Here is a 20,922-nt window from a genome sequence, read left to right on the forward strand (position 1 = left end):
CCTCAGCCCCGCGGGGCCGTCTCGGACGGCGCCAGGTTCGCGGCGCCAAGCGTATCCGCGAGGATAGCCGGAATCACGCCGCCCATCCGCAGCAAGTGCTGTTCCAATTGCGTTTCCACCGCGGCGGTGGCCTGCAGGGCCTGCTCGCGGCCATCGGCGCGCAAGAGGCGCACCGCGACCGGCTGACGCGGCGCCAGGCGCTGCGGCGGGCAATCGATCTCGAGGCGGTCGCCCGGCTGGATGGCCAGGCTGTGCGGCGTGACGCCCGCCGGCAGGCGCAGCGGCAAGATGCCCATGCCGATCAGGTTCGAGCGATGGATGCGCTCGAAGCTGACCGCCAGCACCGCGCGGATGCCCAGCAGGCGCTGGCCCTTGGCGGCCCAGTCGCGCGACGAGCCGGTGCCGAAGCGTTCGCCCGCCAGCAGCACCACCGCGTCGCCGTCGCGGCGATAGTGTTCGGCGGCTTCCCAGATCGGCTCGATGGCGCCGCTGGGCGCGTGCAGCGTATGGCCGACCGGCGCGCCGGGGCTGAGCAGGTTGGCCAGGCTCTTGCTGTAGAAGGCGGCGCGCATCATCACCTGCCAATTGCCGCGGCGCGAGGCGAACACGTTCAGGTCGTCGCGGTCGTCGCCCTGCGCCACCAGGAAATCGGCGATCAGGCTATCGGGCGGAATGGCGCTGGCCGGCGACAGGTGGTCGGTGGTGACGTCGTCGCCCAGTACCAGCAGGGGATAGGCGGCGTAGCGGCCCAGCTGGCTGGCGGGACCGGCGCTGGCGAACGGCGGCCGCCGCAGCGCGGTCGAGGCCGGGTCCCACGGAAAGCGCGGCGTGTCCGGCGACTGCAAGGCCTGCCAGCCGGGGTTGGCGCTGGCGACGCGGAAGGCGCGCTGGAAATCGTCGGCGCGCAGGCCCTGCGCCAGCGCCGCGTCGATCTCGTCCTCGCGCGGCCACAGCTCATGCAGGTGCACCGCGCGGCCGTCCGGCGCGACCTGCACCGGTTCCCGGCTGAGGTCGCGTTCGGCGTCGCCGGCCAGCGCGAAGGCGATGACCAGCGGCGGCGACATCAGGAAGCCCAGGTCCAGATCGGGGTGGATGCGGCCGGTGAAGTTGCGGTTGCCTGACAGCACCGCCACCGGGTGAATCGCGCCGTCGGCCATGCCGGCGCGCACCGCGTCCGGCAGCGGTCCGGAATTGCCGATACAGGTGGTGCAGCCGTAGCCGACGATGCCGAACCCGACCGCTTCCAGGTCGTCGAGCAGTCCGGCGCGTTGCAGATAGTCGGCGGCGGCGGGCGAGCCGGGGCCGAGCGAAGTCTTGACCCAGGCCGGCACCGCCAACCCGGCCTGGCGCGCCTTGCGCGCCAGCAGCCCGGCGGCGACCAGCAGGCGCGGGTCCGAGGTGTTGGTGCAGCTGGTGATGGCGGCGATGGCGATGGCGTGGCGCGGCAGCGGCGAGACCGCCTTGGGCGTGAAGGCCAGGCTGGCGAGGATCTCGCGCGTCTCGCCGTAGGGACGCAGGTCCTGCGGCCGGGTGGGGCCGGCCACGTGCATCCGCACCTGGTCCAGCGCGATCTCGATGACCCGGGTGTAGCGCGGCGTGGCCGCCGGATCCAGCGCCAGGCCGGCGCTGACCGCGTAGGCGCCGACCCGCGCGACGTGGGCCGCGTCGCGGCCGGTCTGGCGCAGGTAGGCAAGAGTGGCGTCGTCGATCGGGAAGTAGCCGGTGGTGGCGCCGTATTCGGGCGCCATGTTGGCGACCACGCAGCGGCTGCCGGCCGACAGCGTGGCGACGCCCGGGCCGAAGAACTCCACGAACTCGCCCGACACCTGGATCGCGCGCAGCCGCTGGGTGACGGTCAGCGCCAGGTCGGTGGCGGTGACGCCGGCCGCCAGCGCGCCGGTCAGGCGCACGCCGATCACGTCCGGGATGCGCAGCATGGTCGGCATGCCGAACATCACCGTCTGCGCTTCCAGGCCGCCCACGCCCCAGCCGAGCACGCCGATGCCGTTGATCATCGGCGTGTGGCTGTCGGTGCCGATCATCATGTCCGGGTGCAGCGCGCCGCGGTCGTCGCAGACCACCGTGGCCAGTTGCTCCAGGTTGATGGTGTGCATGATGCCGGTGCCGGGCGGATGGATGCGCACGTTCGACAGCGCCTTCGAGGCCCAGCGCAGGAAGCGGTAGCGCTCGGCGTTGCGGCGTAGTTCCAGGGCCAGGTTGCGCGCGGCCGCGTCGGGCTGCGCATAGGCCTGCACGGCCAGCGAGTGGTCCACCGAGACGTCCACCGGCAGCACCGGATTGAGCGCGCGCGGATCGACCCCGGCCTCGTCCAGCGCGTCGCGCATGGCGGCGATGTCGACCAGCGCCGGCGTGCTGGTGGTGTCGTGCATCAGCACGCGGCCGGGCTGGAAGGCGATCTCGGCCTCGCTGGTGCCGTCGGCCAGCCAGGCGAACAGGGCGGCCACGGCGGCATCGCGCTCGGCGCCGCGCATGTTGCGCAGCGCATTTTCGAGCAGCAGCCGCAGCACCACGGGCAGGCGGTGGTAGTCCGGGCCGTACATGCCGGCCATGTCGATGTGGGTGTAGGCGACGCCGTCGAGCGTGAAGCCGGCATGGCGCAGGGAGGGGGCGGGATTTTCCATGGGCGCTAGTTTTGCATATTGAATATGCAAAATGCAATCTGGAGGGGCCGTCGACCCTGGAGCCAGGGCGTTATTCGGGGACGGATTCGTGGCCGTCCAGGGGCAGTTCCAGGCCATGGCGTTCGCCGCCGCGCACCCGGCTGACGGCGTGGCGCAAGGTGGCGCGGTAGTCATCGCGCGCGCCCCGGATGGGGCGGTGGGCCGCGGCGATCAGGGCGGCGTCGCCCAGGCCCAGCGGCAGCACCAGGGGGCGGGACTGCTGGCGCGGGCGTTGCTCGGTCATGACGAATTCGCCGCCGCTGAAGTCGTGGGCGGGATCGGACAGCAGCGCCACCAGCAGGATGGGGAAGGCCGTTTCGCCGTGGGCATGCCGTAGCGCTTCACGGCCGTCCAGGCGCAGGCGGGTGAGGACGGCCGGGTCGGCGTCCGGCGCGGCCCGCCCGGCATCCGGGGCCGGCGGATAGCGGATGTCGCGGCCCAGCCGTTGCGCCCAGGATTGCGCCAGCGGCGTCAGCCGCGCATACAGGGCGCGCGGCAGGTCGCGTAGCGGCGCCGGCGCGGGCAGAAGCAGCGCGCGGCGTTCATCGCGTTCGCCGGTGATGCGGGCGGCGGCCGGATCGTCGAAAGCCCGCGCCAGCGCGCGCGCCTGCGATGGGCTGAACAGCGCGGGCAGGGGCGCCCAGCCTTCGGCGTCCAGCTGGTCGAGGATCCGGGGCCAGTCGTAGCGGTCCAGCGGATGGCCGGCGACGTTCATGGCGATGCCGTCGGCGCCGCGGGCATGCGCCACAGGTACCACGCGGCGATCGTGCGGTACGGGCTGAAGGCTTCGCCAATCGCCCGCATCTGGGCGGGCGACGGCGCCTTGTCCAGGCGCTTGAGGCGGCGGTAGCCCTCGCGCACGCCATAGTCGTCCACCGGCAGGATATCCATGCGCTCGAGCGTGTAGATCAGCAGCATCTCCACGGTCCAGCGGCCCACGCCGCGCAGCGCCACCAGGCGTTCGATCAGGGCTTCGTCGCTCATCGCCAGCGCTTCGTCGCGCTCGGGGATCACACCGTCGAGCGCCGCCTGCGCGATGCCGCGGATGGTGGCCAGCTTGGTCGCCGAAAAGCCGCAGGCGCGCTGGGCCTCGGGGTCGGTATCCAGCAGCGTCCGTGGCCGCGGGAAGGCCTGCCCGGGATACAGCGCCAGCAGCCGGCCGAGGATGGCGTCGCCCGCGCGGGCATGCAACTGCTGGTAGGCGATGGCGCGCACCAGCGCCTCGTAGGGCTCGCGCGCCGGCCGCGACGCGTGCAGGCAGGGGCCGATGGCCTGGACGTGGCGGGCCCAGTCGGCGTCGAGCGCGGCCAGGTGGCGGGCGGCGCGCTCGAACAGGACCGGCGTCGGCAGGGTTTCCGGCGCGGCGGCGGCTTTGCGGCGCCGGGCGGCGGTCGGGGCGGTATCGGGTGGCGTCATGGGAGGCGGGATTCGGTGGGCTGGGCGGGGCGGGGGGCCGGCGAAGGACAGCATAACGGCTCGGGCCGCCGCCGGCACTCCGTTGCTTGCGGCCGCGGCGCGCGCCCGTGACTGCGGCGGGCATGGGCCGTGCAGTATGCTTGTCGGCTTCATGGACCCCTTTCCCGCTGCCTGCAATGACTGATTTTCCGTTTGACGCCGTGCTGTTCGATTGTGACGGCGTCCTGGTCGATTCCGAGCCGATCACCGCCCGCGTCCTGACCGAGATGCTCAACGAGCTGGGCTGGGCGATCACCTTCGAAGAGGCCACCCGCATCTTCACCGGCAAGGCGGTGCGCGACGAACTGCCGTTGATCCAGGCGCGCACCGGCGTGGCGCTGTCGCCCGACTGGTTCGCGCAATTCCGCGAGCGCCGCAACGCCGCGCTGGACCGCGAGCTGCTGGAAATCCCGGGCGCGCCGGACGCGGTGCGCGCGCTGCACCGGACGCTGGACGGCCGCATCGCGGTGGCCTCGGGCGCCGACCGCCGCAAGGTCGAACTGCAACTGGCCAAGGTCGGCATCGCCGACTGTTTCGCCGAGCGCGTCTTCAGCGGCCACGAAATGCCGCGCAGCAAACCCTATCCCGATGTCTACCTGGCCGCCGCCAGCGCGCTGGGCGTGGACCCGCGCCGTTGCGCCGTGGTCGAGGACACCGTCACCGGCGCCACCGCCGGCGTGGCGGCGGGCGCCACGGTGTTCGGCTACAGCCCCAGCGACAACGGCCACAGCGGCCCCGAGGCGCTGCGCGACGTGGGCGTGGCGCACGTGTTCACCGACATGGCGCAACTGCCGGCCCTGCTGGCCGGCTGGGCCGCGACGCGCTGATTCGGAGACCGGATCAGCGGCCGGCGTACTGCTCGCCGCCGTCCAGGTCGATCACCGTGCCGCTCAGGTAGCCGGCGCGCGGCGAGGCGCCGAACACCACCATGTCGGCCACCTCGTCCGCTTCCATCAGGCGGCCGAAGGGCAGGTCGTTCAGGGTTTCCTGCCAGCGCGATTCATCGCCCCAGCGGGCCTGCGCGCGCTGCTTGGCCAGCGTCAGCACGCGGTCGGTGCGGGTGCGCGACGGATTCACGCCGAACACGCGCACGCCGTGGCGCGGCCCGTCGCCGCCCAGGGCGCGCGTGAACGCGATCAGTGAGGCGTTGGCGGCCGCGCCGCAGATGTAGTCGGCGCGGGGCGCCGCGCCGGCCATGCCGATGATGTTGGCGATGACGCCATTGCCGGCCGTGCGCATCAATGGGTAATAGTGGCGCGCCAGGTCGATGTAGCCATGCACCTTCAGGTCCCAGCCGGCGCGCCAGCGCGCATCCTCTACCTGGTCCAGCGCGCCGCCGGGCACCGCGCCGGCGTTGTTGACGAGGATGTCGATGGCGCCGGTGCGCTCGACCACGCGCGCCGCCGCGCCCGGTTGCGCCAGGTCGACCGCCAGCGTGCGGGCCTGCCGGCCGGTCTGCGCGGCGATCGCGGCGGCGGCGGCCTGCAGCGCCGCATCGTCGCGCGCCGCCAGGATCGGCTCGGCGCCTTCCCGCGCGAACGCCATGGCACAGGCCAGGCCTATCCCCTTGGACGCGCCCGTGACCAGTACGCGTTTGCCCTCCAGCTGCAGATCCATTCCAAGCTCCTCGCGATCGCGTCCGTCGTAGCGCGGACCAGGATGACGTTGTAAACCAGATGGCCGGCGCCACGCCAGCGCCGGCCTGCTATGCTGGACGCGCACACCTGCAGGCGGGAGACGGCGATGGCGGAAATCTGGCTGGAAGTCTGGAGCACCTTGCGCAGCGAATTCGCCGACATTCCCGATGTCGGCGAAGCCACCCGCATCGTGCTGCGGCTGGGCATGGCGGTGATCCTGGGCGGCCTGCTCGGCTACGAGCGCGAACGCATGGGCAAGGCCGCCGGGCTGCGCACCCACATGCTGGTGGCGCTGGGCGCGGCCATCTTCGTGCTGGTGCCGCTGCAGAACGGCATGCAGGTTGGCGACCTCAGCCGCGTGCTGCAGGGCGTCATCGCCGGCATCGGCTTTCTCGGCGCGGGCGCCATCATCAAGCTCAGCGACGAACGCGAGATCCGCGGCCTGACGACCTCCGCCAGCATCTGGATGACCGCCGCCATCGGCGTGGCCGCCGGCATGGGCCGCGAGGCCACGGCCGTGGCCAGCACGGCGATGGCGCTGTTCGTGCTGGCGGTGCTGCGGCGGGTCGAGGCGCGGATCGCCGGCAAGAGCGAGAAGCGGCTGATCGAGTCCGACCGTCCCTGAGCCCGCCTCAGATCCAGACGTCGTTGGGCGCGCTGCGTTCGCCGCCCTGATCCCCGGTATTGCGCACGCCGCGCGGCTCGATCAGCATGGCGTGCACTTCGTGTTCGGCACAGGGCTTGTGTTCGACGCCCTTGGGGATCACGGCCATCTCGCCGGGACCCAGGTCGATGTGGCCGTCGCGCAGTTCGATGCGCAGCCGGCCTTCGAGCACGATGAACGTCTCGTCGGTATCGGCATGGGCGTGCCAGACGAATTCGCCGTGCAGCTTGACCAGCTTGAACTGGTAGTCGTTCATCTCGGCGATGACCTTGGGCGTCCAGTGTTCCTGGATCAGCGAGAGTTTGCGGGCCAGGTTGATGGCGGTGGCGGACATGCGGGGCTCCTCGGCGGAAGATGGAAGGCCCCAGCTTAGGGGCGCGCGCGCCGCCCGTCTTGTACGTTTGTGCGGCGCGCGTCAGCGCCGCAGGGTGCCGCGCCAGTGCGCCGGCGTCATGCCGAACGCCTGGGCGTGGCGCCGTGTCATGTGGCTCTGGTCGGTGAAGCCGGCCTCGGCCGCGGCGTCTGCCAGTGGCCGCCCCGCGGCGATCAGGCGCCGCGCCAGGTCGAGCCGGCGCAGCAGCGCGTAACGGTACGGGCTGGTGCCATACAGCGCGCGGAAATCGCGCGACAGGCGCCAGCGGTCGATGCCGGCGGCGCGTTCCAGGTCGTCCAGCGACACCGCCATGCCGTGGGTGTCGTGGATGTACTGGCGGGCGCGTTCGCCGGCGGCGTAGTCGGGCAGGCGGGGGGCGGGCGCCTGCCCGGCCGCGGCGCACAGCGCCAGCGTCAGGTCGTAGAGCGCATCGTCTTCCCGTAGCGGATCGGCGTCGTCCTCGTCGTTGCGCAACAGCGCGGCGCAGGCGGCGCCCAGCCGCGGGTCGCTGGAGATGCCGTCGCGGATGAAGGGCAGCGGGCGGCCGCCCAGGATGCGCTGGATCAGCGCGGGCTGCACATAGGCCATGCGGTAGTGGAAGCCGGCGTCGGTGCCGGCCTGGCCGTCGTGCGCCTCGTCGGGATGCAGCACCAGCACGCCGCCCGGCAGGCTGTGCCGCAGGCCGCGGCGATAGTGGAAGCTCTGCACGCCCGCCAGGGTGCAGCCGATGGCGTAGGTGTCGTGGCGATGCAGGCCGTAGCCGCGGCCGCCGAAATACGCCTCGATGCGCTCGAACCGGTCGGCCGGCGCGCGGCGCACGATCCAGTCGCGGGAGGCGGGGCGGGCGGACATGGCTGCCTACGGCCGGATCTGCACCAGCACGAACTCGTTGCCGTACAGGTCGATGAAGTGCGCGTACACCGTGTTGCCGTCGTCCACCGGCTCCCGGGTGAAGCGCACGCCGCGCCCGGCGAAGCGGGCGTGGTCGCGCGCGACGTCGTCGGTGTAGAACACGCCCACCGGCTGGCCGCCGGTCTGGTCGCCGACGCGGTCGCGCTGGGCCTGGGTCTGCGCCTGCAGCAGCCAGACGCCCACCGACGGTTGCTCGGGCAGGCGCAGGTGCACATAGCGTTGCTGCCCCACGGCCATGTCGACGAATACCTCCATCCCCAGCTTGTCCTGGTAGAAGGCGATGGCGGTGTCGTAATCGTTGACGAGCAGGACGAGACGGCCCAGCGAATGCATGTCGGGACTCTTTTGAAAGTTTTGCTTGCGGCTATGCTAACCGGTCTACGTTAATCCACTTCGCGCAGCAGCCGGAATCCGACCAGCGGATAGCGCGTTTCCACCGTATTCCAGTTGCGGTAGGCCGAGCGCACGTACAGCGCCCAGGTGTGCCAGGAGCCGCCGCGCCGCACTTTGACGTTGCCGCTGGCGGGGCCCTGCGGATCATCCTGGGGTGAATGGGCGTAGTAGTCCTCGCCATACCAGTCGGACACCCATTCCCAGGCGTTGCCGTGCATGTCATGGAGCCCGAACGCGTTCGGCGCGTAGCTGGCGACCGGCGCGGTGAAAACATGGCCGTCGCGCCGCGCGGCGGCGAACGCATGCCATTTCGGCCACAACGGCGCGGCGTCGGCGTCGAAGGTGTTGGCCACGTCCGGCAAGGCGGCCGGATCGTCGCCGTTCTGGTAGCGGCCGCGGCCGCCGGCGCGGGCCGCGTATTCCCATTCGGCCTCGGTGGGCAGGCGGTAGACGCGGCCTTCCTCGCGGCTGAGCCAGCGCGCCATGGCGGTGGCATCGTTCCAGCTGACGTTGACCACCGGATGCGCATCGGTCTGGGCGAAGCCGGGATTGCGCCACGAATAGCGGCGGTCGCGCCCCTCGAAGGCGTCGCCGCGTTCGCTGGCGTCCGGATCATAGGCGGCGTTGTAGCCATAGCCGCCGGTGCCGTCCGCTTCCGATTCCGGCACGTAGCCCGAGGCCTCGAGGAAGCGCCGGAACTGGCCCACGGTGACTTCCGTGCGCGCCATCAGGAAGGGCCGGGTGATGCGCACCGTATGCACCGGCGCCTCGTCGAACAGCTGCGCGAAGCGTTCCTTCGGGTATTGCGGATAGTCGCGCGCCAGCGCTTCGGGCGTCTCGTCGCTGCCCATCTGGAAGCTGCCCGCCGGCAACGGCACGAACACCATGCCCAGCGAATTCTCGATCGGCGCCGGCGGCTCGGCGGCCATGGCGGACAGGCTGGCCAGCGAATACAGCAGGGCGAGGGCGAGGCGCATGGAATTCCTGGTAAGGGCGCAAGGGTGCCCGATAGTAGGGCCGCCGCGCGGCCGCCGCCAGTTCTGGGGAACCCGCATGGCGGGCCCCGGCCGGCCGCGTCAAGCGGCCGGCTGTTCCAGCCAGGCGCGGGGCGAGGCGCCCAGCTTGCGGCTGAAGGCGCGCGACAGCGCCGAGGCGTTGGCATAGCCCAGCTCGGCCGCGATCGACTTGACCGGCCGGCCTTCGCGCAGCCGCGCCTGGGCCAGCGCCAGGCGCCAGTCCGCCAGGTAGTCGGCCGGCGGCTGGCCGACGGCCTCGTGGAATGCGGCGGCGAAGGCGCTGCGCGACATGCCGGCTTCGGCCGCCAGCGCGGCCAGGCTCCAGGGCGAGCCCGGCGCCTGGTGCATGGCGACCAGCGCGCGCGCCAGACGCGGGTCGGCCAGGCCGGTCATCAGCCCCGCCTGGATGCCGGCCTGTTCGGGATGGTCGATGAGCCAGCGCAACAGCTGGATCAGCACCACCTCGAACAGCTTGTCGGCCAGCAGGCGCTGGCCGCAGCGCACCGATTCGGTCTCGGCGAACAGCAGCGCCAGCGCTTGCGCCAGTCCGTCGACCCGCGCCAGCGGCAGGGCGATCAGCGGCGGCAGCGCGCGCACCAGCGGATTGCGCGCGCCGCCGTCGAAGTCCAGCGTGGCGCAGGTGAAGTCCGAACCGTCCCGTGGCGGGTTGTGGAAGTCGTGCCGCACCGGCCGCGGATAGAACAGCAGCGTTGGCTCGGCCAGTTCCAGCCGCCTTGGCAGGCCGCTGCCCGGCGGATGGCGCACCTCCATGCGGCCGCGCCGCAGCACGTGCAGGAAGCCCCGGCCGGTTTCCGGCGGAAACCGGGTCAGGCCGCACATGGCGCCGCTGTGGAACAGCCGGGCGCGGGCGCGGAACTGCTCCAGCAGGGAGGACAGGCGATCGACGGGAGGCGCCATGATGGTTTGGACGAATGGATATGTTTGGTGGACGTTGAGTATCCAATGGTACAGCGGGAAGGGGAATACTGGGTGCCAGGCGCCGGCCCTTTGCACTGGTGCCCCACCCACTTCCCTTCATTCAAAGGAAACCATCATGTCCCGCGTTCCCCTTCTCGACACCGCGTCCGCCCCTGCCGCCAGCCAGGACCTGCTGCGCCAGATCCACGGCGCGTTCGGCGCCACCCCCAACATGTTCCGCGCGGTGGCCAATTCGCCCGCGGCGCTGGGCAGCATGTGGGCCGCGTTCGGCGCCCTGGGCGGTGGCAGCCTGTCGGCGCAGCTGGGCGAAAAGATCGCCGTGGCCGTGGCCGACAGCAACCGCTGCGAGTACTGCCTGGCCGCGCATACCGCGCTGGGCCGCAAGGCCGGCGCCAGCGCCGAGGAAATGGCCGCGGCGCAGGCCGGCCGCGCCGACGATCCGCGCACCGCCGCGGCGCTGGCGTTCGCGCTCAAGCTGGTGCGCGATCGCGGCCAGGTGGGCGATGCCGATGTGGCCGCCTTGCGCCAGGCCGGTTTCGACGACGGCCAGATCGTGGAGCTGCTGGCGCACGTGGCCCTGAACCTGTTCACCAACTACGTCAACGTCGCCTTCGACGTGCCGGTGGACTTCCCCAGGGTGGCCTTGCGCGCCGCCTGAGCGCGCGCGGACGGGGCGGCGCAGGCCGCCTCAGCCCGCCTTGCGGATGGTGAAGTTGATCCGCACGCTGCCCAGCGTGGGGTGCGGGCGGTCCTTCAGCGGCAGCACGCCGTGATAGCGCAGCCGGTCGACGCCGCCCCACACCACCACGTCGCCATGGAACAGCGGCACGTGCACCGCCTTGTCGCCGCGTTCGTGGCCGCCGAACAGGAACACCGCCGGCATGCCCAGCGATACCGAGACGATGGGCGCCGAGTAGTCGCGCTCGTCCTTGTCCTGGTGCAGCGACAGGCGCGAGCCGGGCTGGTAGCGGTTGACCAGGCAGGCATCCGGCGCGAAGCCGGGAAAGTCCGCCGCCAGCGCGGCCTCGCGCGCCAGGGTGTCGAAGGCTTCCGGCATCGCCGGCCACGGCAACCCCGAGCGCGGGTCGTCGCGGGTGTAGCGGTAGCCGCGCTCGTCGCTGGTCCAGCCATAGTCGCCGCAATTGGTCAGCGCCACCGACATGGGCAGCCCGCCGGGCGTGACCATGTGGCGAAAGGGCGCCGCCTGGCGCACCGCGTCCACGCCGGCCAGCAAGGCCCGCGCCGCCGGCAGCGCAAAGCCGCGTAGCACCACCGACTGCGCGCCGATGCGCTCGCGGCCGGTCTGCGCGGTTTCCTCGTCGTTGAACAGGTTCAGGCTGGTTCCCATGTCAGCTCGCGTCGTGGAAGATCACGCCGAGCGTGTGGCGGCGGCCATCGCGCAGCGCGCTGACGCCATGGCGCATGGCCACGCGGCGCCAGCCGCGCACGCCGGCGACCGGGCGCTGGTTGACGGTGAAGACCAGCGCGTCGCCCTGGCGCAGCGGCAGCACTTCGGCGCGCTGCCCGGCGCTGTCGGTCTCGGTCATGACGAACTCGCCGCCGGTGAAGTCCTGGTCCGGCCGCGACAGCAGCACGGCGACCTGCAGCGGGAACACGTGTTCGCCATACAGGTCCTGGTGCAGGCAGTTGTAGTCGCCCGGCCCGTAGCGCAGGATCAGCGGCGTCGGCCGGCGCTGGCCGGCCTGGTGGCAGCGGGCCAGGAAGTCGGCATGCGCATCGGGGTAATCCACCGCGATGCCCATCTGCCGGTTCCAGCGGTTGGCGATCGGCGCCAGGCGCGGATACAGCGCGGTGCGCAGGTTGTGCAGCAGGCGCGGCAGCGGATAGGCGAAATACTTGTATTCGCCGCGGCCGAAACCGTGGCGGCTCATGACGATGCGGCTGCGGTAGCGGTGGTCGTCGTCATAGCCGGCGGCCAGCGCCTCGCATTGCGCCGGCGTCAGCAGGCCGGCGGCCACGGCGTGGCCGCGCGCGTCCAGGTCGGCGGCGATGCGGGTCCAGTCCAGGGTGTCCAGCTTGCTCATGCGGTGCGATGCGTGGGAGAAGCGATAGCCTCCAGTCTAGCGCCATCGGGACGGCGCCGAACTCCGTATGTTGCCGCCGCCTACAACAGCGACTCGATCGGCAGCAACGACACGAACCAGATCGAAAAGCGCTGCCAGGCGGTGGTGCCCGGTTCGGTGTCGTGGCGGAGGGTGCGGCCGTCGCGCTGTTCCAGCCAATACAGCCTGCCCTTGTCGTCCAGGCAAACGCGATAGGCATTGCGCGGGATGTCGTGCTCGAAGGCGTCGGCGATATGGCGCGCCAGGGTGGGGCTGTCGATCACGAAGCCCAGTTCGGTGTTCAGCCGCGCCGAGCGCGGATCGAAATTGAACGAGCCGACGAACACGCTGCGTCCGTCCACCGCGAAGGTCTTGGCGTGCAGGCTGGAACCGGAGCTGCCGAACGGTCCCAGGCTCTTGTTGCGCTCCGCGCCCGCCTGGCGCTTCATCTCGAACAGCTCGACGCCGGCGGCCAGCAGGTCGTGGCGGCGCGAGGCGTAGCCCGAATGCACCACGGCCACGTCGGTGGCCTCCAGCGCGTTGGTCAGCACCCGCACCTTGACCCCGCCCTGCGCCATGCGCGCGAAGGCCTCGGTGCCGCTGGTGGTGGGCACGAAGTAGGGCGAGACCAGTTCCAGGTCGGTCGTGGGCGTGCCGACGATGTCGTGCAGCTGGTGCGGCAGCATGGCCTCGGGCGGCGCGGTGCCCAGCGTCTTGCGCGGATCGTCGCTGACCATGCGCGTATCGGCCCACTCCAGCGCCAGTTCGCCGCGCAGCAGTTGCTGGATGAACGGCAACTCGCGCATCGCCTCGGCGTAGGCGGCGGCCTCGGGCGAGCGCTCGACGGCGCCGGCCTTGCGTTCCAGCGCGGCCAGTTCATCGGGGCCGGCGGGCTTGAGCAGCCCGGCCACCGGATAGGCCGACTGGCTGGCCCAGTAGCGGTCGAAGTCCGCCGAGACGTCCGGCACCACGGCGCCCACCGCCAGCACGTCCAGGTCCGAGAACAGCACGCCGTTGGTCGCGCCGAAGTATTCGTCGCCGATGTTGCGGCCGCCGACGATGGTGGCCTGGTTGTCGGCGGTGAGCGACTTGTTGTGCATGCGCCGGTTCAGGCGGCGAAAGTCGGTCAGGTAGCCGATCGGCTTGGGCCAGCGCACCACGAACGGGTTGTACAGGCGCACCTCGATGTTCGGATGCGCGTCCAGCGCCGCCAGCACCGTGTCCAGCCCGGCGGTGCCGTTGTCGTCCAGCAGCAGCCGCACGCGCACGCCGCGGTCGGCCGCCGCGTGCAGCGCCTCCAGCAGCATGGTGCCGGTCATGTCGTCGTGCCAGATGTAGTACTGCACATCCAGGCTGCGCTGGGCGGCGCGCACCAGCATCATGCGCGCGGCGAAGGCGTCGTGCGCGTCGGACAGCGGGTGGATGCCCGACTTGCCCGGGTGCCGCGCCGCCAGCGGCGCGATGGCGCGGCCCAGCGCCGTGTCGCGGGCCTCGTCGGGCGCCAGCGCCTGCGAGGCGCCGCGCGATTCCAGGGGCGGCAGGCTGCAGCCCGTCAGGATGCCTAGGCAGAGGACGGTCATGGAAACGAATCGGGCTGTGTGCATACACCGTATTGTGCCGAATTGTCGTCGGGCCGGGGCGCGCCGCGCGCGTCGCATGGGTGATTGAATGGTTTCCATATTTGAGATAAATTCCCTGATATGGAAAATTCACCCGCTCCCGATATCGACCTGGACCAGCGCCTGGCCGGCCGCCTGAAGGCCTTGCGCGCCGAGCGCGGTTGGTCGCTGGACGAACTCGCGTCGCGCGCCGGCATCAGCCGCGCCACGCTGTCACGCCTGGAAAACGCCGAGGTCAGCCCCACCGCCAGCGTGCTCGGCAAGCTGTGCGGCGCCTATGGCATGACCATGTCGCGCCTGATGCGCATGGTCGAGGACGACTTCGCGCCGCGGGTGGCGGCCGCCGCGCAGGCCGTGTGGGTCGATGGCGCGACGGGCTTCCGGCGCCGCTCGGTGTCGCCGCCGTCGCAGAAGCTGGCCGGCGAAGTGCTGGCCTGCGAGCTGCCCGCCGGCGCCCATATCGATTACGAACAGTCGCCGCGCGCCGGGCTGGAACATCACCTGGTGATGCTGGAAGGCGAACTGTCCATCCGCGTCGACGGCCAGGCCCATGTGCTCGGGCCGGGCGATTGCCTGCGCTACCAGCTCTATGGCGCGAGCGCGTTCGATACCCCGCCGCACAGCGGCGCCCGCTACCTGTTGTTCATCGTCTGAGTCCACCATGTCCACCGATACCCTTGCATTGACCGCCGTCACCGCCGATGAGGCCCACGCCCTGCTGCCCGGCCTGGGCGAACTGCTGCACGCCTGCGTCCAGGATGGCGCCAGCGTCAGTTTCGTGCTGCCCTTCGGCCCCGAGGCGGCGCGCGCGTTCTGGCTCGACAAGGTGCTGCCGCCGCTCGAAAGCGGCGGGCTGGTGCTGCTGGTGGCGATGCGGGAGGGGCGGGTCGCCGGGGCGGTCCAGCTGGACTGCGATACGCCGCCCAACCAGCCGCACCGCGCCGAGATCCGCAAGCTGCTGGTGCACCCCGATTTCCGTCGCCGCGGCATCGCCCGCGAACTGATGCAGGCCGCGGAGGCCGCGGCCGTGACGGCCGGCCGCAGCCTGATCACGCTGGATACGCGCACCGGCGACGACGCCGAGCCGCTGTATACCTCGCTGGGTTACCGCACGGTGGGGGTGATTCCGGGATTTGCCCGGGATGCGCGCGATCCGAACCGGCTGGATGGCACGACCATCATGTACAAGCCGCTGTAGCCGGCCCGGCGGCCGCCGGGCGGGCCAGGCCGCTCAGGCGAGCGGCTTCAGGCCCACGCTGTAGGGCGGGGCGTTGCCGCGCGCGGCGGCCTTGATCTTCAGCATCGAGCCGCCCGGGGTGAATTCGAAATCCTGGAACGGCACTTCGAACCACTGGTGGAAGCTGGTGCGCGAGAACTCGGGCACCCAGACCTTGGGGCGCTTGCTGTCGCAGTGGAATTCCACCAGGGTGCAGTCGATGCCCAGCGGACGGGTGTTGCCGATGCGGTAGCTGGCGCGCAGTTCGGCGCTCTGGGTGTGGCCGGGCTGCCAGGTCAGGCCGATGGATACCATGAAGTGTTCGATCGCCTCAATGCCGCGATACATAGCTGACTCCGAATGCTGCCGGGCGCGAACGCCCGCAAGAAGCCGCCGCGATGGCGGCGGGAAATACCGCGATTATCCGCCATTCCCCGTTTTCCTGCCGGGCGCCGCGCCTGCGCGTCAGTCCGCGGCGGGCCAGTCCGCGTGGAATTTCAGCAGCGCCGCGGCCACCGCCTGCGGCGCTTCGCGCTGCGGAAAATGGCCGACCCCTTCCAGCACCCGCCGCTCATAGCCGCCGGTGAAATACGCTTCGCGACCTTCGGACGTGGCGGGCAGGTTGCAGCTGTCCGCGCCGCCGTGCAGCACCAGGGTCGGCAGCGCCAGCCGCGGGGCGGGCGTGAGCCGCGCGCTGTCGTCCGCGTAGGCCGGGTCGCCGGCCTCGAAGCCCCAGCGCTGGCGGTACGAATGCAGCACGACGGCGGGCCAGTCGGGGTTGTCGAAGGCGCGCGCGGCCTCGGCGAAGTCGTCCGGCAGGTACCAGCCGGGCGGCGACCAGGTGTCCCACAGGTAGCGGGTGAAGCCGCGGGCGTCCTCGCGCAGGGCCGCCGCGCCGCGCGGCGTGGCCATGAACCAGTGGTACCAGTAGTTGCGCGCCTGCGGCAGCGACAGCGCCTGCGCGGGATCGTTGGTGCCGTAGCCGACCGACAGCAGCGCCAGGTGCGAGGCCACGCCGGGTTGCAGGCCGCAGGCGTTGGCGGCGGCGCGCGCGCCCCAGTCGTGGCCGACCAGCAGCGGCCGGCGCAGGCCGAGCGCGGCGATGAAGTCCAGCAGGTCGCGGCCCAGCGCCGCCAGCTCGCCGCTGCGCGGCGTCGCCGCGTCCAGGAAGCGGGTCGGGCCGAAGCCGCGCAGCGCCGGGCACAGCACGCGGTAGCCTTCGGCCGCCAGGCGCTGCGCCACCGGGCGCCAGCATTCGGGGCTGTCGGGCCAGCCGTGCAGCAGCACGGCGGCGCGCTCGCCGCCGGGGTTCCATTCGAGATAGGCGATCTCCAGCCGGGGCGTGCGGAGGGTGGCGTAGGCGGTCATGGTCGTGCGTCCTTGCGGTATCGGGAAAGGCCACGATAGCGGCGCCGGAAATCACGATTGGTGAATAATGTGAAGTTATTATCAATGAATCATGTATTGAGGAATCGCCCATGGACACCCCTGCGGCGCCCGCCGGCGCGGTGCTGGACCTGACCCTGCTGCGCACCTTCCTGGAGGTCGTGGACCATGGCGGCTTCGCGCTGGCCGCGGACGCCCTGGCCCTGACGCCCTCGGCGGTCAGCGGCCATATCAAGCGCCTGGAATCGACGGCCGGCGCCGTGCTGCTGGAACGCACCACCCGCAGCTTCGAGCTGACCGCGGCGGGCGAGACGCTCTACGCCTACGCGCGCAACATCGTCGACCTGGAACGCGAGGCCCGCGCCCGCCTGAGCGGCGCGGGGATCAAGGGACGGCTGCGCATCGGCTCCTCGGAAGACTTCGCCGGCGCCTGGCTGGCCGAAGTGCTGCAGGCGTTTCACCGCGCGCATCCCGGCGCCTCGATCGAATTGAAGGTGGGCGTCACGGCCGACCTGCTGCGCCAGCAGGAGCGCGGCAAGCTCGACGTGGTGTTCGGCAAGCGCTGCGCCCGCGTGCAGGATGACGGCGAGCTGCTGTGGGAAGAGGAACTGGTATGGGCCTGGGGCGAGGACAAGCCCTGGAAGCCGGGCGAGCGCGTGCCGCTGGCGGTGTTCCCCGATCCCTGCGTCTACCGCGAGGCCGCGATCGCGGCGCTGGGCAAGGCGCGGCGCGCCTGGCTGCCGGCGTTCGAAAGCGCCAGCATGGCCGGCTGCCTGGCCGCGGCGCAGGCGGGTTTCGCCGTGGCGCCGGTGGCGCGCAGCCAGTTGCGCCAGGGCTTGCGAGCGCTTTCGCGCGAGGACGGCATGCCGGCGCTGCCGAACGCCCGCTTCTATGCCTTCGCGCGTTCGACGGAGCCCGCGGTGCGGGCCCTGGTCGCGGCCGTGCGGGACACCGGCCAGCGGCGCCGGTTCGCGCGCTGAGCGGCGGGCTTGGATTATTTCAATCGCCGTGATTGAGTAAACCAAATGGACGCGTGGCGCCGCGTCCCGCACGATGGTGCCCATGTCTTATATAAGACCGACGCAGCCGCCGCCGGTCCGGGCATTTGAATCTAAGGAATCATCATGGCAAATTTCCTGCTTGCATTGGTCACCGCTGAACTTTCCCTCTTCGGCGTCGACGCCGCCGCCGCGCCCGTGGCCGCCGCCCCGGCCGAGGCGCCGTCCGCCGACACCTCGCCGCGCTTCGATAGCGAGCACTACCGCAGCGCGCTGGGCTGAGGCACAGGGCAATTCCCGCGCCGGGACGCCGCCTGCAGCGGCCGCGTCCCGCCGGGCGAGCGGGACGGCTCCGTTCGGCAAGCCTGTAGAAATAGGCAGGTTTCACGCAAGAACGAGCCTGTACGCTCCACCACGCGATTCTTAATATCCCTCTCACGCCCGGGGTCGATGGTTTCCGCGTGAATCCATGGACGACGGCGGGTCGCCGGCGTGTTGCCGGCGGCTGCAAGCAGAGGGAGATCGCATGAGCACCGAGAAAATCTGGTTTGTCACAGGCGCCGAGGGCGGCCTGGGTCTGGCGCTGGTCAGGATGCTGCTCGATCAGGGATGCCACGTCGCGGCCACGGCGGACGACGTGGATGTATTGATGGACGCGGTCGGCGCCAAGCTCGAAGGCCGCTTCCTGCCGCTGGAAGTGAACCTGGCCGATGAAGGCAACGTGCGCCGCGCGGTCGACACCGCCATCGCCGCGTTCGGCCGTATCGACGTGGTGGTCAACCACGCGGGCCACGGCCTGTCCGGGCCGCTCGAAACGCTGTCCGACGATGCGTTGCGCGGCAGCTTCGATATCAACGTCTTCGGCGTGCTGAACGTGGTGCGCGCGGTGATGCCGCGCCTGCGCGCCCAGCGCGCGGGGCATGTGTTCAATATTTCGTCGATCCTCGGTTTCGACGGCGGCCGCGCCGGCTGGGGCGCCTACAGCGCCGCCAAGTTCGCGGTCAGCGGCCTGACCGAGGCGCTGGCGCTGGAAGCCGCGCCGCATGGCGTGCGGGTGTCGCTGGTGTATCCCGGCGCGATGCGGGCGGGGGCCGACGAGGCCGGCGGCCATCCCGAGGCGGGGCAGGCTGTGGCGGCGGGGCATCCCGCCGCCGGCGATCCGGCCAAGGCGGCGCGCGCGCTGATCCAGGCGGCCGACGGGCAGTATGCGCCGCTGCACCTGTTCCTCGGCCGCGACGCCTTCGACCAGGCGCGCGGCAAGATCCAGTCGGTGCAGCAGGAGCTGGCGCGCTGGCGCGAGATGTCGGTGTCGATCGGCTTCGTCGACGAGCGCCGCATGGCGGCCTGAGGGGCGGCGCCTACCCGGCCAGGCCTTGCGCCACCTGGTAGGCGCCCAGCAGCGCCAGGCTCACCATGAAGCACTGCTTGAAGGCGCGCGGCGAAAGGCGGTCGCGCAACCATTGCCCCAGCGCCATGCCGGCCAGCGCCGGCAGCAGCATCAGCACCGACGCGCCGGCCGCGCCCGGGCTGTAGCTGCCGTTCAACCACAGGCCCGCCGCCAGCGCGACGGTCGAAACCGTGAACGAAATGCCCATGGCCTGGATCAACCCGTCCTTGCCCAGGTTCAGCGCCTGCAGGTACGGCACGGCGGGAATCACGAAAACGCCGGTGGCCGCGGTGATGACGCCGGTGACCACGCCCACCGCCGCGCCCAGCGCGCCTTCGTGGCGCGCCGGCACCACGGGCGGCTTGCCGAACAGGCCCCAGGCCGCGTAGGCCACCAGCGCAATGCCCAGGCACACGCTGGCCCAGTGGCCGGCGGGCGCGCCCAGCCACAGCGCGCCGCCGATGGTGCCCACGCACACGCCGACTTGCATCGCGCCGATGCGGCGCAGCACCCGCATCAGGGTCGGCCACGGCCGTGCCTGCCACAGGTTGGTGATGAGCGACGGCACGATCAGCAAGGCGGCGGCCTGGGCCGGCGCCATCACCAGCGCCAGCATGGCCATGGAAATGGTCGGCAGGCCCAGCCCCACCACGCCTTTGACCACGCCGGCCAGGACGAACACGGCGGCGGTCGCCATCAGCAACGCCGGGGTGGCGATGCCGGACAGTTCGGGCAGGTTCATGCGGCCTCGCAATGCGCGGTGAGCGGATCGCGCGGCCGGCCGAACAGCGCATAGGCGACGTCGTCGGCGCCGCCCTGGCTGGCGGCGCGCAGCAGCCATAGGCGGCCTTCGCACAGATCGGCGGGCTGGCCGGCGCCATACAGCGCCGGACCGCCGAGCAGGGCGATGCCGAGCATGCGCTGGGCCGGCGCATGGCCTTCGCGCGCCGCCGCCCGCAGCCACGTCAGCATGGCGGGATAGTCGCCCTGCGTCTGGGCTTCCAGCGCCAGGGCGTATTTCTGCACCGGCGTGGCATAGGCCGACAGGCCGTTGTTGGCTTCGGCGCGGCCTGAGGAATGCAGCGCCAGGGCGATCAGCAGGGCGGCCGGCCAGGCCACGGCCATGCGCCGCGTGATGGATTGGTTCATGGATATTCCCCGTCATGGAAGGTCTACGGCCAGATTCTGCGCGCGGCGCGTCGCAAAGCCATATCGGGATCTTGCTGAGTCTGCCTATGGAACAGCCTGAGTCTGGCGTGCTACGCTTTTCGCATGCGCTTCGACCTGACCGATCTGCGGCTCTTCCTCAACGTGCAGGAAACCGGCTCCATCACGGCGGGCGCCCGTCGTTCGCACATGACGCTGGCGTCCGCCAGCGAACGCATCCGCGGCATGGAAGAAACGCTGGGCGTGTCGCTGCTGCTGCGCGAGCACCGCGGCGTGCAGGCCACGCCGGCCGGCCGCACGCTGGCGCATCACGCGCGGCTGGTGCTGGCGCAGATGGACCGCATGCGCGGCGAGCTGGACCACTACGGCCAGGGGCTCAAGGGCCACGTGCGGGTGCTGTGCAACACCACCGCGCTCAGCGAGTACCTGCCGCAGGTGCTGGGCGAATTCCTCAAGGACCATCCGCGCGTCTCGGTCGACCTGGAAGAACGCCTCAGCTACGAAATCGCCGACGCCTTGCGCGCCGGCACCTGCGATATCGGCGTGCTGGCCGATTCCACCGACCTGCACGGGCTGCAGGTGCTGCGCTTTCGCCATGATCCGCTGGCGCTGGTGCTGCCGCCGGGCCATCGGCTGGCGGGCCGCGAGACGGCGCTGCTGGCCGACGTGGCGGACGAGGAGTTCGTGGGGCTGGTGGAAGGCAGCGCATTGCAGGAGCACATCGCGCACCATGCGCGCCGCAGCGGCAAGGCGCTGTCGTACCGGGTGCGCCTGCGCAGCTTCGACGCCGTCTGCCGCATGGTGGGGCAGGGCGTGGGCATCGCGATCATGCCCAAGGTGGCGGCCGTGCGCTACGGCCGCGGCGTCGGCGTGCGGCGGGTCGCGCTGGTCGACGACTGGGCCGTGCGCGACCTGGTGCTGTGCGTGCGCGGCGAGCTGCCGGCCTATGCGCAGCAGCTGGTGGCGTACGCGCTGCGCGATGCGCCCAAGGCCTAGCAGGCCCGCGCGTGGGGCCG

The 20,922-nt window shown here is 71.4% G+C and carries 25 protein-coding genes; 9 read left to right on the top strand and 16 right to left on the bottom strand.

Translation table 11 applies throughout. The features are described from left to right. Positions 1 to 2: 2 nt before the first annotated feature. The 3 genes from acnA to AC1HFW_RS26690 form a co-directional block, all read right to left on the bottom strand. Positions 3 to 2,642, bottom strand: coding sequence for an aconitate hydratase AcnA (gene acnA, locus AC1HFW_RS26680; RefSeq protein ID WP_479285782.1), 2,640 nt, complete (start codon positions 2,640 to 2,642; stop codon positions 3 to 5). 70 nt (positions 2,643 to 2,712) lie between these two features. Further along, on the bottom strand, positions 2,713 to 3,429 hold the full coding sequence (locus tag AC1HFW_RS26685) for a 2OG-Fe(II) oxygenase (RefSeq protein ID WP_479285784.1): 717 nt from the start codon (positions 3,427 to 3,429) through the stop codon (positions 2,713 to 2,715). Then, positions 3,393 to 4,097 (bottom strand): DNA-3-methyladenine glycosylase family protein, encoded by a 705-nt coding sequence (locus AC1HFW_RS26690; protein ID WP_479285786.1) that lies wholly within the window; start codon positions 4,095 to 4,097, stop codon positions 3,393 to 3,395. The genes AC1HFW_RS26685 and AC1HFW_RS26690 overlap by 37 nt, the downstream gene beginning before the upstream one ends. A 176-nt stretch (positions 4,098 to 4,273) precedes the next feature. Between AC1HFW_RS26690 and AC1HFW_RS26695 the strand changes: the two genes are divergently transcribed. Beyond that, positions 4,274 to 4,963: an HAD family hydrolase gene (locus tag AC1HFW_RS26695; protein ID WP_479285788.1), complete on the top strand. Its 690-nt coding sequence runs from the start codon at positions 4,274 to 4,276 to the stop codon at positions 4,961 to 4,963. Positions 4,964 to 4,976: 13 nt separating this feature from the next. Here the strand turns inward: AC1HFW_RS26695 and AC1HFW_RS26700 are convergent, their stop codons facing one another. Continuing rightward, on the bottom strand, positions 4,977 to 5,753 hold the full coding sequence (locus tag AC1HFW_RS26700; protein ID WP_061073511.1) for a short-chain dehydrogenase/reductase: 777 nt from the start codon (positions 5,751 to 5,753) through the stop codon (positions 4,977 to 4,979). A 126-nt stretch (positions 5,754 to 5,879) separates the two neighbouring features. Between AC1HFW_RS26700 and AC1HFW_RS26705 the strand changes: the two genes are divergently transcribed. Next, positions 5,880 to 6,398 (top strand): MgtC/SapB family protein, encoded by a 519-nt coding sequence (locus tag AC1HFW_RS26705; RefSeq protein ID WP_006391046.1) that lies wholly within the window; start codon positions 5,880 to 5,882, stop codon positions 6,396 to 6,398. Between the two features lie 7 nt (positions 6,399 to 6,405). Here the strand turns inward: AC1HFW_RS26705 and AC1HFW_RS26710 are convergent, their stop codons facing one another. From AC1HFW_RS26710 to AC1HFW_RS26730, 5 genes are all read right to left on the bottom strand, one after another. Beyond that, positions 6,406 to 6,771 carry a cupin domain-containing protein gene (locus AC1HFW_RS26710; protein WP_006391045.1) on the bottom strand — a complete coding sequence of 122 codons (366 nt, stop codon included), beginning with the start codon at positions 6,769 to 6,771 and terminating at the stop codon, positions 6,406 to 6,408. Positions 6,772 to 6,852: 81 nt separating this feature from the next. Next, complete coding sequence (locus AC1HFW_RS26715; RefSeq protein WP_241068686.1) at positions 6,853 to 7,662, bottom strand: AraC family transcriptional regulator; 810 nt, start codon at positions 7,660 to 7,662, stop codon at positions 6,853 to 6,855. 6 nt (positions 7,663 to 7,668) lie between these two features. After that, positions 7,669 to 8,055: a VOC family protein gene (locus AC1HFW_RS26720; RefSeq protein WP_006391043.1), complete on the bottom strand. Its 387-nt coding sequence runs from the start codon at positions 8,053 to 8,055 to the stop codon at positions 7,669 to 7,671. A 50-nt stretch (positions 8,056 to 8,105) separates the two neighbouring features. After that, positions 8,106 to 9,092, bottom strand: coding sequence for a formylglycine-generating enzyme family protein (locus tag AC1HFW_RS26725; RefSeq protein ID WP_479285790.1), 987 nt, complete (start codon positions 9,090 to 9,092; stop codon positions 8,106 to 8,108). A 99-nt stretch (positions 9,093 to 9,191) separates the two neighbouring features. Then, positions 9,192 to 10,049 carry a cupin domain-containing protein gene (locus AC1HFW_RS26730; protein ID WP_479285791.1) on the bottom strand — a complete coding sequence of 286 codons (858 nt, stop codon included), beginning with the start codon at positions 10,047 to 10,049 and terminating at the stop codon, positions 9,192 to 9,194. Positions 10,050 to 10,185: 136 nt separating this feature from the next. Between AC1HFW_RS26730 and AC1HFW_RS26735 the strand changes: the two genes are divergently transcribed. Then, complete coding sequence (locus AC1HFW_RS26735; RefSeq protein WP_241073385.1) at positions 10,186 to 10,728, top strand: carboxymuconolactone decarboxylase family protein; 543 nt, start codon at positions 10,186 to 10,188, stop codon at positions 10,726 to 10,728. A 30-nt stretch (positions 10,729 to 10,758) separates the two neighbouring features. Here AC1HFW_RS26735 and alkB read toward each other — a convergent pair whose 3' ends face one another. From alkB to AC1HFW_RS26750, 3 genes are all read right to left on the bottom strand, one after another. After that, entirely contained in the window at positions 10,759 to 11,418 is a 660-nt protein-coding gene (gene alkB, locus AC1HFW_RS26740) for a DNA oxidative demethylase AlkB (protein ID WP_238889332.1), read from the bottom strand. 1 nt (position 11,419) lies between these two features. Continuing rightward, entirely contained in the window at positions 11,420 to 12,115 is a 696-nt protein-coding gene (locus AC1HFW_RS26745; protein ID WP_479285793.1) for a 2OG-Fe(II) oxygenase, read from the bottom strand. Between the two features lie 80 nt (positions 12,116 to 12,195). Then, positions 12,196 to 13,713 carry a phospholipase D family protein gene (locus tag AC1HFW_RS26750; protein WP_479285795.1) on the bottom strand — a complete coding sequence of 506 codons (1,518 nt, stop codon included), beginning with the start codon at positions 13,711 to 13,713 and terminating at the stop codon, positions 12,196 to 12,198. Between the two features lie 120 nt (positions 13,714 to 13,833). Here AC1HFW_RS26750 and AC1HFW_RS26755 point away from each other — a divergent pair, with 120 nt between their 5' ends. After that, complete coding sequence (locus tag AC1HFW_RS26755) at positions 13,834 to 14,406, top strand: helix-turn-helix domain-containing protein (protein ID WP_006391036.1); 573 nt, start codon at positions 13,834 to 13,836, stop codon at positions 14,404 to 14,406. 7 nt (positions 14,407 to 14,413) lie between these two features. After that, positions 14,414 to 14,950: a GNAT family N-acetyltransferase gene (locus AC1HFW_RS26760; RefSeq protein ID WP_479285796.1), complete on the top strand. Its 537-nt coding sequence runs from the start codon at positions 14,414 to 14,416 to the stop codon at positions 14,948 to 14,950. A 33-nt stretch (positions 14,951 to 14,983) separates the two neighbouring features. On the opposite strand, the gene AC1HFW_RS26765 is transcribed toward AC1HFW_RS26760, so the two are convergent. Then, positions 14,984 to 15,316 (bottom strand): hypothetical protein, encoded by a 333-nt coding sequence (locus tag AC1HFW_RS26765; RefSeq protein ID WP_479285798.1) that lies wholly within the window; start codon positions 15,314 to 15,316, stop codon positions 14,984 to 14,986. Between the two features lie 117 nt (positions 15,317 to 15,433). After that, positions 15,434 to 16,336 (bottom strand): alpha/beta fold hydrolase, encoded by a 903-nt coding sequence (locus AC1HFW_RS26770; RefSeq protein WP_061073521.1) that lies wholly within the window; start codon positions 16,334 to 16,336, stop codon positions 15,434 to 15,436. A 110-nt stretch (positions 16,337 to 16,446) separates the two neighbouring features. Here AC1HFW_RS26770 and AC1HFW_RS26775 point away from each other — a divergent pair, with 110 nt between their 5' ends. The 3 genes from AC1HFW_RS26775 (at position 16,447) to AC1HFW_RS26785 (ending at position 18,700) form a co-directional block, all read left to right on the top strand. Beyond that, positions 16,447 to 17,334, top strand: a complete 888-nt coding sequence (locus AC1HFW_RS26775; RefSeq protein WP_479285800.1) for a LysR family transcriptional regulator — start codon at positions 16,447 to 16,449, stop codon at positions 17,332 to 17,334. 144 nt (positions 17,335 to 17,478) lie between these two features. Further along, positions 17,479 to 17,634, top strand: coding sequence for a hypothetical protein (locus AC1HFW_RS26780; RefSeq protein WP_162876342.1), 156 nt, complete (start codon positions 17,479 to 17,481; stop codon positions 17,632 to 17,634). Positions 17,635 to 17,878: 244 nt separating this feature from the next. Then, positions 17,879 to 18,700 carry an SDR family oxidoreductase gene (locus AC1HFW_RS26785; protein WP_006391030.1) on the top strand — a complete coding sequence of 274 codons (822 nt, stop codon included), beginning with the start codon at positions 17,879 to 17,881 and terminating at the stop codon, positions 18,698 to 18,700. Positions 18,701 to 18,710: 10 nt separating this feature from the next. On the opposite strand, the gene AC1HFW_RS26790 is transcribed toward AC1HFW_RS26785, so the two are convergent. Next, positions 18,711 to 19,481: a sulfite exporter TauE/SafE family protein gene (locus tag AC1HFW_RS26790; protein ID WP_241069149.1), complete on the bottom strand. Its 771-nt coding sequence runs from the start codon at positions 19,479 to 19,481 to the stop codon at positions 18,711 to 18,713. Further along, complete coding sequence (locus AC1HFW_RS26795) at positions 19,478 to 19,888, bottom strand: SEL1-like repeat protein (RefSeq protein WP_006391028.1); 411 nt, start codon at positions 19,886 to 19,888, stop codon at positions 19,478 to 19,480. The genes AC1HFW_RS26790 and AC1HFW_RS26795 overlap by 4 nt, the downstream gene beginning before the upstream one ends. 123 nt (positions 19,889 to 20,011) lie before the next feature. Between AC1HFW_RS26795 and AC1HFW_RS26800 the strand changes: the two genes are divergently transcribed. Next, positions 20,012 to 20,902 (top strand): LysR substrate-binding domain-containing protein, encoded by an 891-nt coding sequence (locus AC1HFW_RS26800; RefSeq protein ID WP_479285802.1) that lies wholly within the window; start codon positions 20,012 to 20,014, stop codon positions 20,900 to 20,902. The last annotated feature ends 20 nt before the right edge of the window (positions 20,903 to 20,922 follow it).

It is taken from the genome of Achromobacter sp. ISS7 (genome assembly GCF_056523125.1).

What these genes read in the sequence shown, in the direction of transcription:
- AC1HFW_RS26695 (WP_479285788.1), top strand. Translation starts at nt 4,274, where the DNA reads ATGACTGATTTTCCGTTTGACGCCGTGCTGTTCGATTGTGACGGCGTC.
- acnA (WP_479285782.1), bottom strand. Translation starts at nt 2,642, where the DNA reads ATGGAAAATCCCGCCCCCTCCCTGCGCCATGCCGGCTTCACGCTCGAC.
- AC1HFW_RS26770 (WP_061073521.1), bottom strand. Translation starts at nt 16,336, where the DNA reads ATGACCGCCTACGCCACCCTCCGCACGCCCCGGCTGGAGATCGCCTAT.
- AC1HFW_RS26725 (WP_479285790.1), bottom strand. Translation starts at nt 9,092, where the DNA reads ATGCGCCTCGCCCTCGCCCTGCTGTATTCGCTGGCCAGCCTGTCCGCC.
- AC1HFW_RS26730 (WP_479285791.1), bottom strand. Translation starts at nt 10,049, where the DNA reads ATGGCGCCTCCCGTCGATCGCCTGTCCTCCCTGCTGGAGCAGTTCCGC.
- AC1HFW_RS26800 (WP_479285802.1), top strand. Translation starts at nt 20,012, where the DNA reads ATGCGCTTCGACCTGACCGATCTGCGGCTCTTCCTCAACGTGCAGGAA.
- AC1HFW_RS26715 (WP_241068686.1), bottom strand. Translation starts at nt 7,662, where the DNA reads ATGTCCGCCCGCCCCGCCTCCCGCGACTGGATCGTGCGCCGCGCGCCG.
- AC1HFW_RS26710 (WP_006391045.1), bottom strand. Translation starts at nt 6,771, where the DNA reads ATGTCCGCCACCGCCATCAACCTGGCCCGCAAACTCTCGCTGATCCAG.
- AC1HFW_RS26700 (WP_061073511.1), bottom strand. Translation starts at nt 5,753, where the DNA reads ATGGATCTGCAGCTGGAGGGCAAACGCGTACTGGTCACGGGCGCGTCC.
- AC1HFW_RS26780 (WP_162876342.1), top strand. Translation starts at nt 17,479, where the DNA reads ATGGCAAATTTCCTGCTTGCATTGGTCACCGCTGAACTTTCCCTCTTC.
- AC1HFW_RS26750 (WP_479285795.1), bottom strand. Translation starts at nt 13,713, where the DNA reads ATGACCGTCCTCTGCCTAGGCATCCTGACGGGCTGCAGCCTGCCGCCC.
- AC1HFW_RS26705 (WP_006391046.1), top strand. Translation starts at nt 5,880, where the DNA reads ATGGCGGAAATCTGGCTGGAAGTCTGGAGCACCTTGCGCAGCGAATTC.
- AC1HFW_RS26745 (WP_479285793.1), bottom strand. Translation starts at nt 12,115, where the DNA reads ATGAGCAAGCTGGACACCCTGGACTGGACCCGCATCGCCGCCGACCTG.
- AC1HFW_RS26760 (WP_479285796.1), top strand. Translation starts at nt 14,414, where the DNA reads ATGTCCACCGATACCCTTGCATTGACCGCCGTCACCGCCGATGAGGCC.
- AC1HFW_RS26790 (WP_241069149.1), bottom strand. Translation starts at nt 19,481, where the DNA reads ATGAACCTGCCCGAACTGTCCGGCATCGCCACCCCGGCGTTGCTGATG.
- AC1HFW_RS26795 (WP_006391028.1), bottom strand. Translation starts at nt 19,888, where the DNA reads ATGAACCAATCCATCACGCGGCGCATGGCCGTGGCCTGGCCGGCCGCC.
- AC1HFW_RS26775 (WP_479285800.1), top strand. Translation starts at nt 16,447, where the DNA reads ATGGACACCCCTGCGGCGCCCGCCGGCGCGGTGCTGGACCTGACCCTG.
- AC1HFW_RS26720 (WP_006391043.1), bottom strand. Translation starts at nt 8,055, where the DNA reads ATGCATTCGCTGGGCCGTCTCGTCCTGCTCGTCAACGATTACGACACC.
- AC1HFW_RS26690 (WP_479285786.1), bottom strand. Translation starts at nt 4,097, where the DNA reads ATGACGCCACCCGATACCGCCCCGACCGCCGCCCGGCGCCGCAAAGCC.
- AC1HFW_RS26755 (WP_006391036.1), top strand. Translation starts at nt 13,834, where the DNA reads ATGGAAAATTCACCCGCTCCCGATATCGACCTGGACCAGCGCCTGGCC.
- alkB (WP_238889332.1), bottom strand. Translation starts at nt 11,418, where the DNA reads ATGGGAACCAGCCTGAACCTGTTCAACGACGAGGAAACCGCGCAGACC.
- AC1HFW_RS26735 (WP_241073385.1), top strand. Translation starts at nt 10,186, where the DNA reads ATGTCCCGCGTTCCCCTTCTCGACACCGCGTCCGCCCCTGCCGCCAGC.
- AC1HFW_RS26785 (WP_006391030.1), top strand. Translation starts at nt 17,879, where the DNA reads ATGAGCACCGAGAAAATCTGGTTTGTCACAGGCGCCGAGGGCGGCCTG.
- AC1HFW_RS26765 (WP_479285798.1), bottom strand. Translation starts at nt 15,316, where the DNA reads ATGTATCGCGGCATTGAGGCGATCGAACACTTCATGGTATCCATCGGC.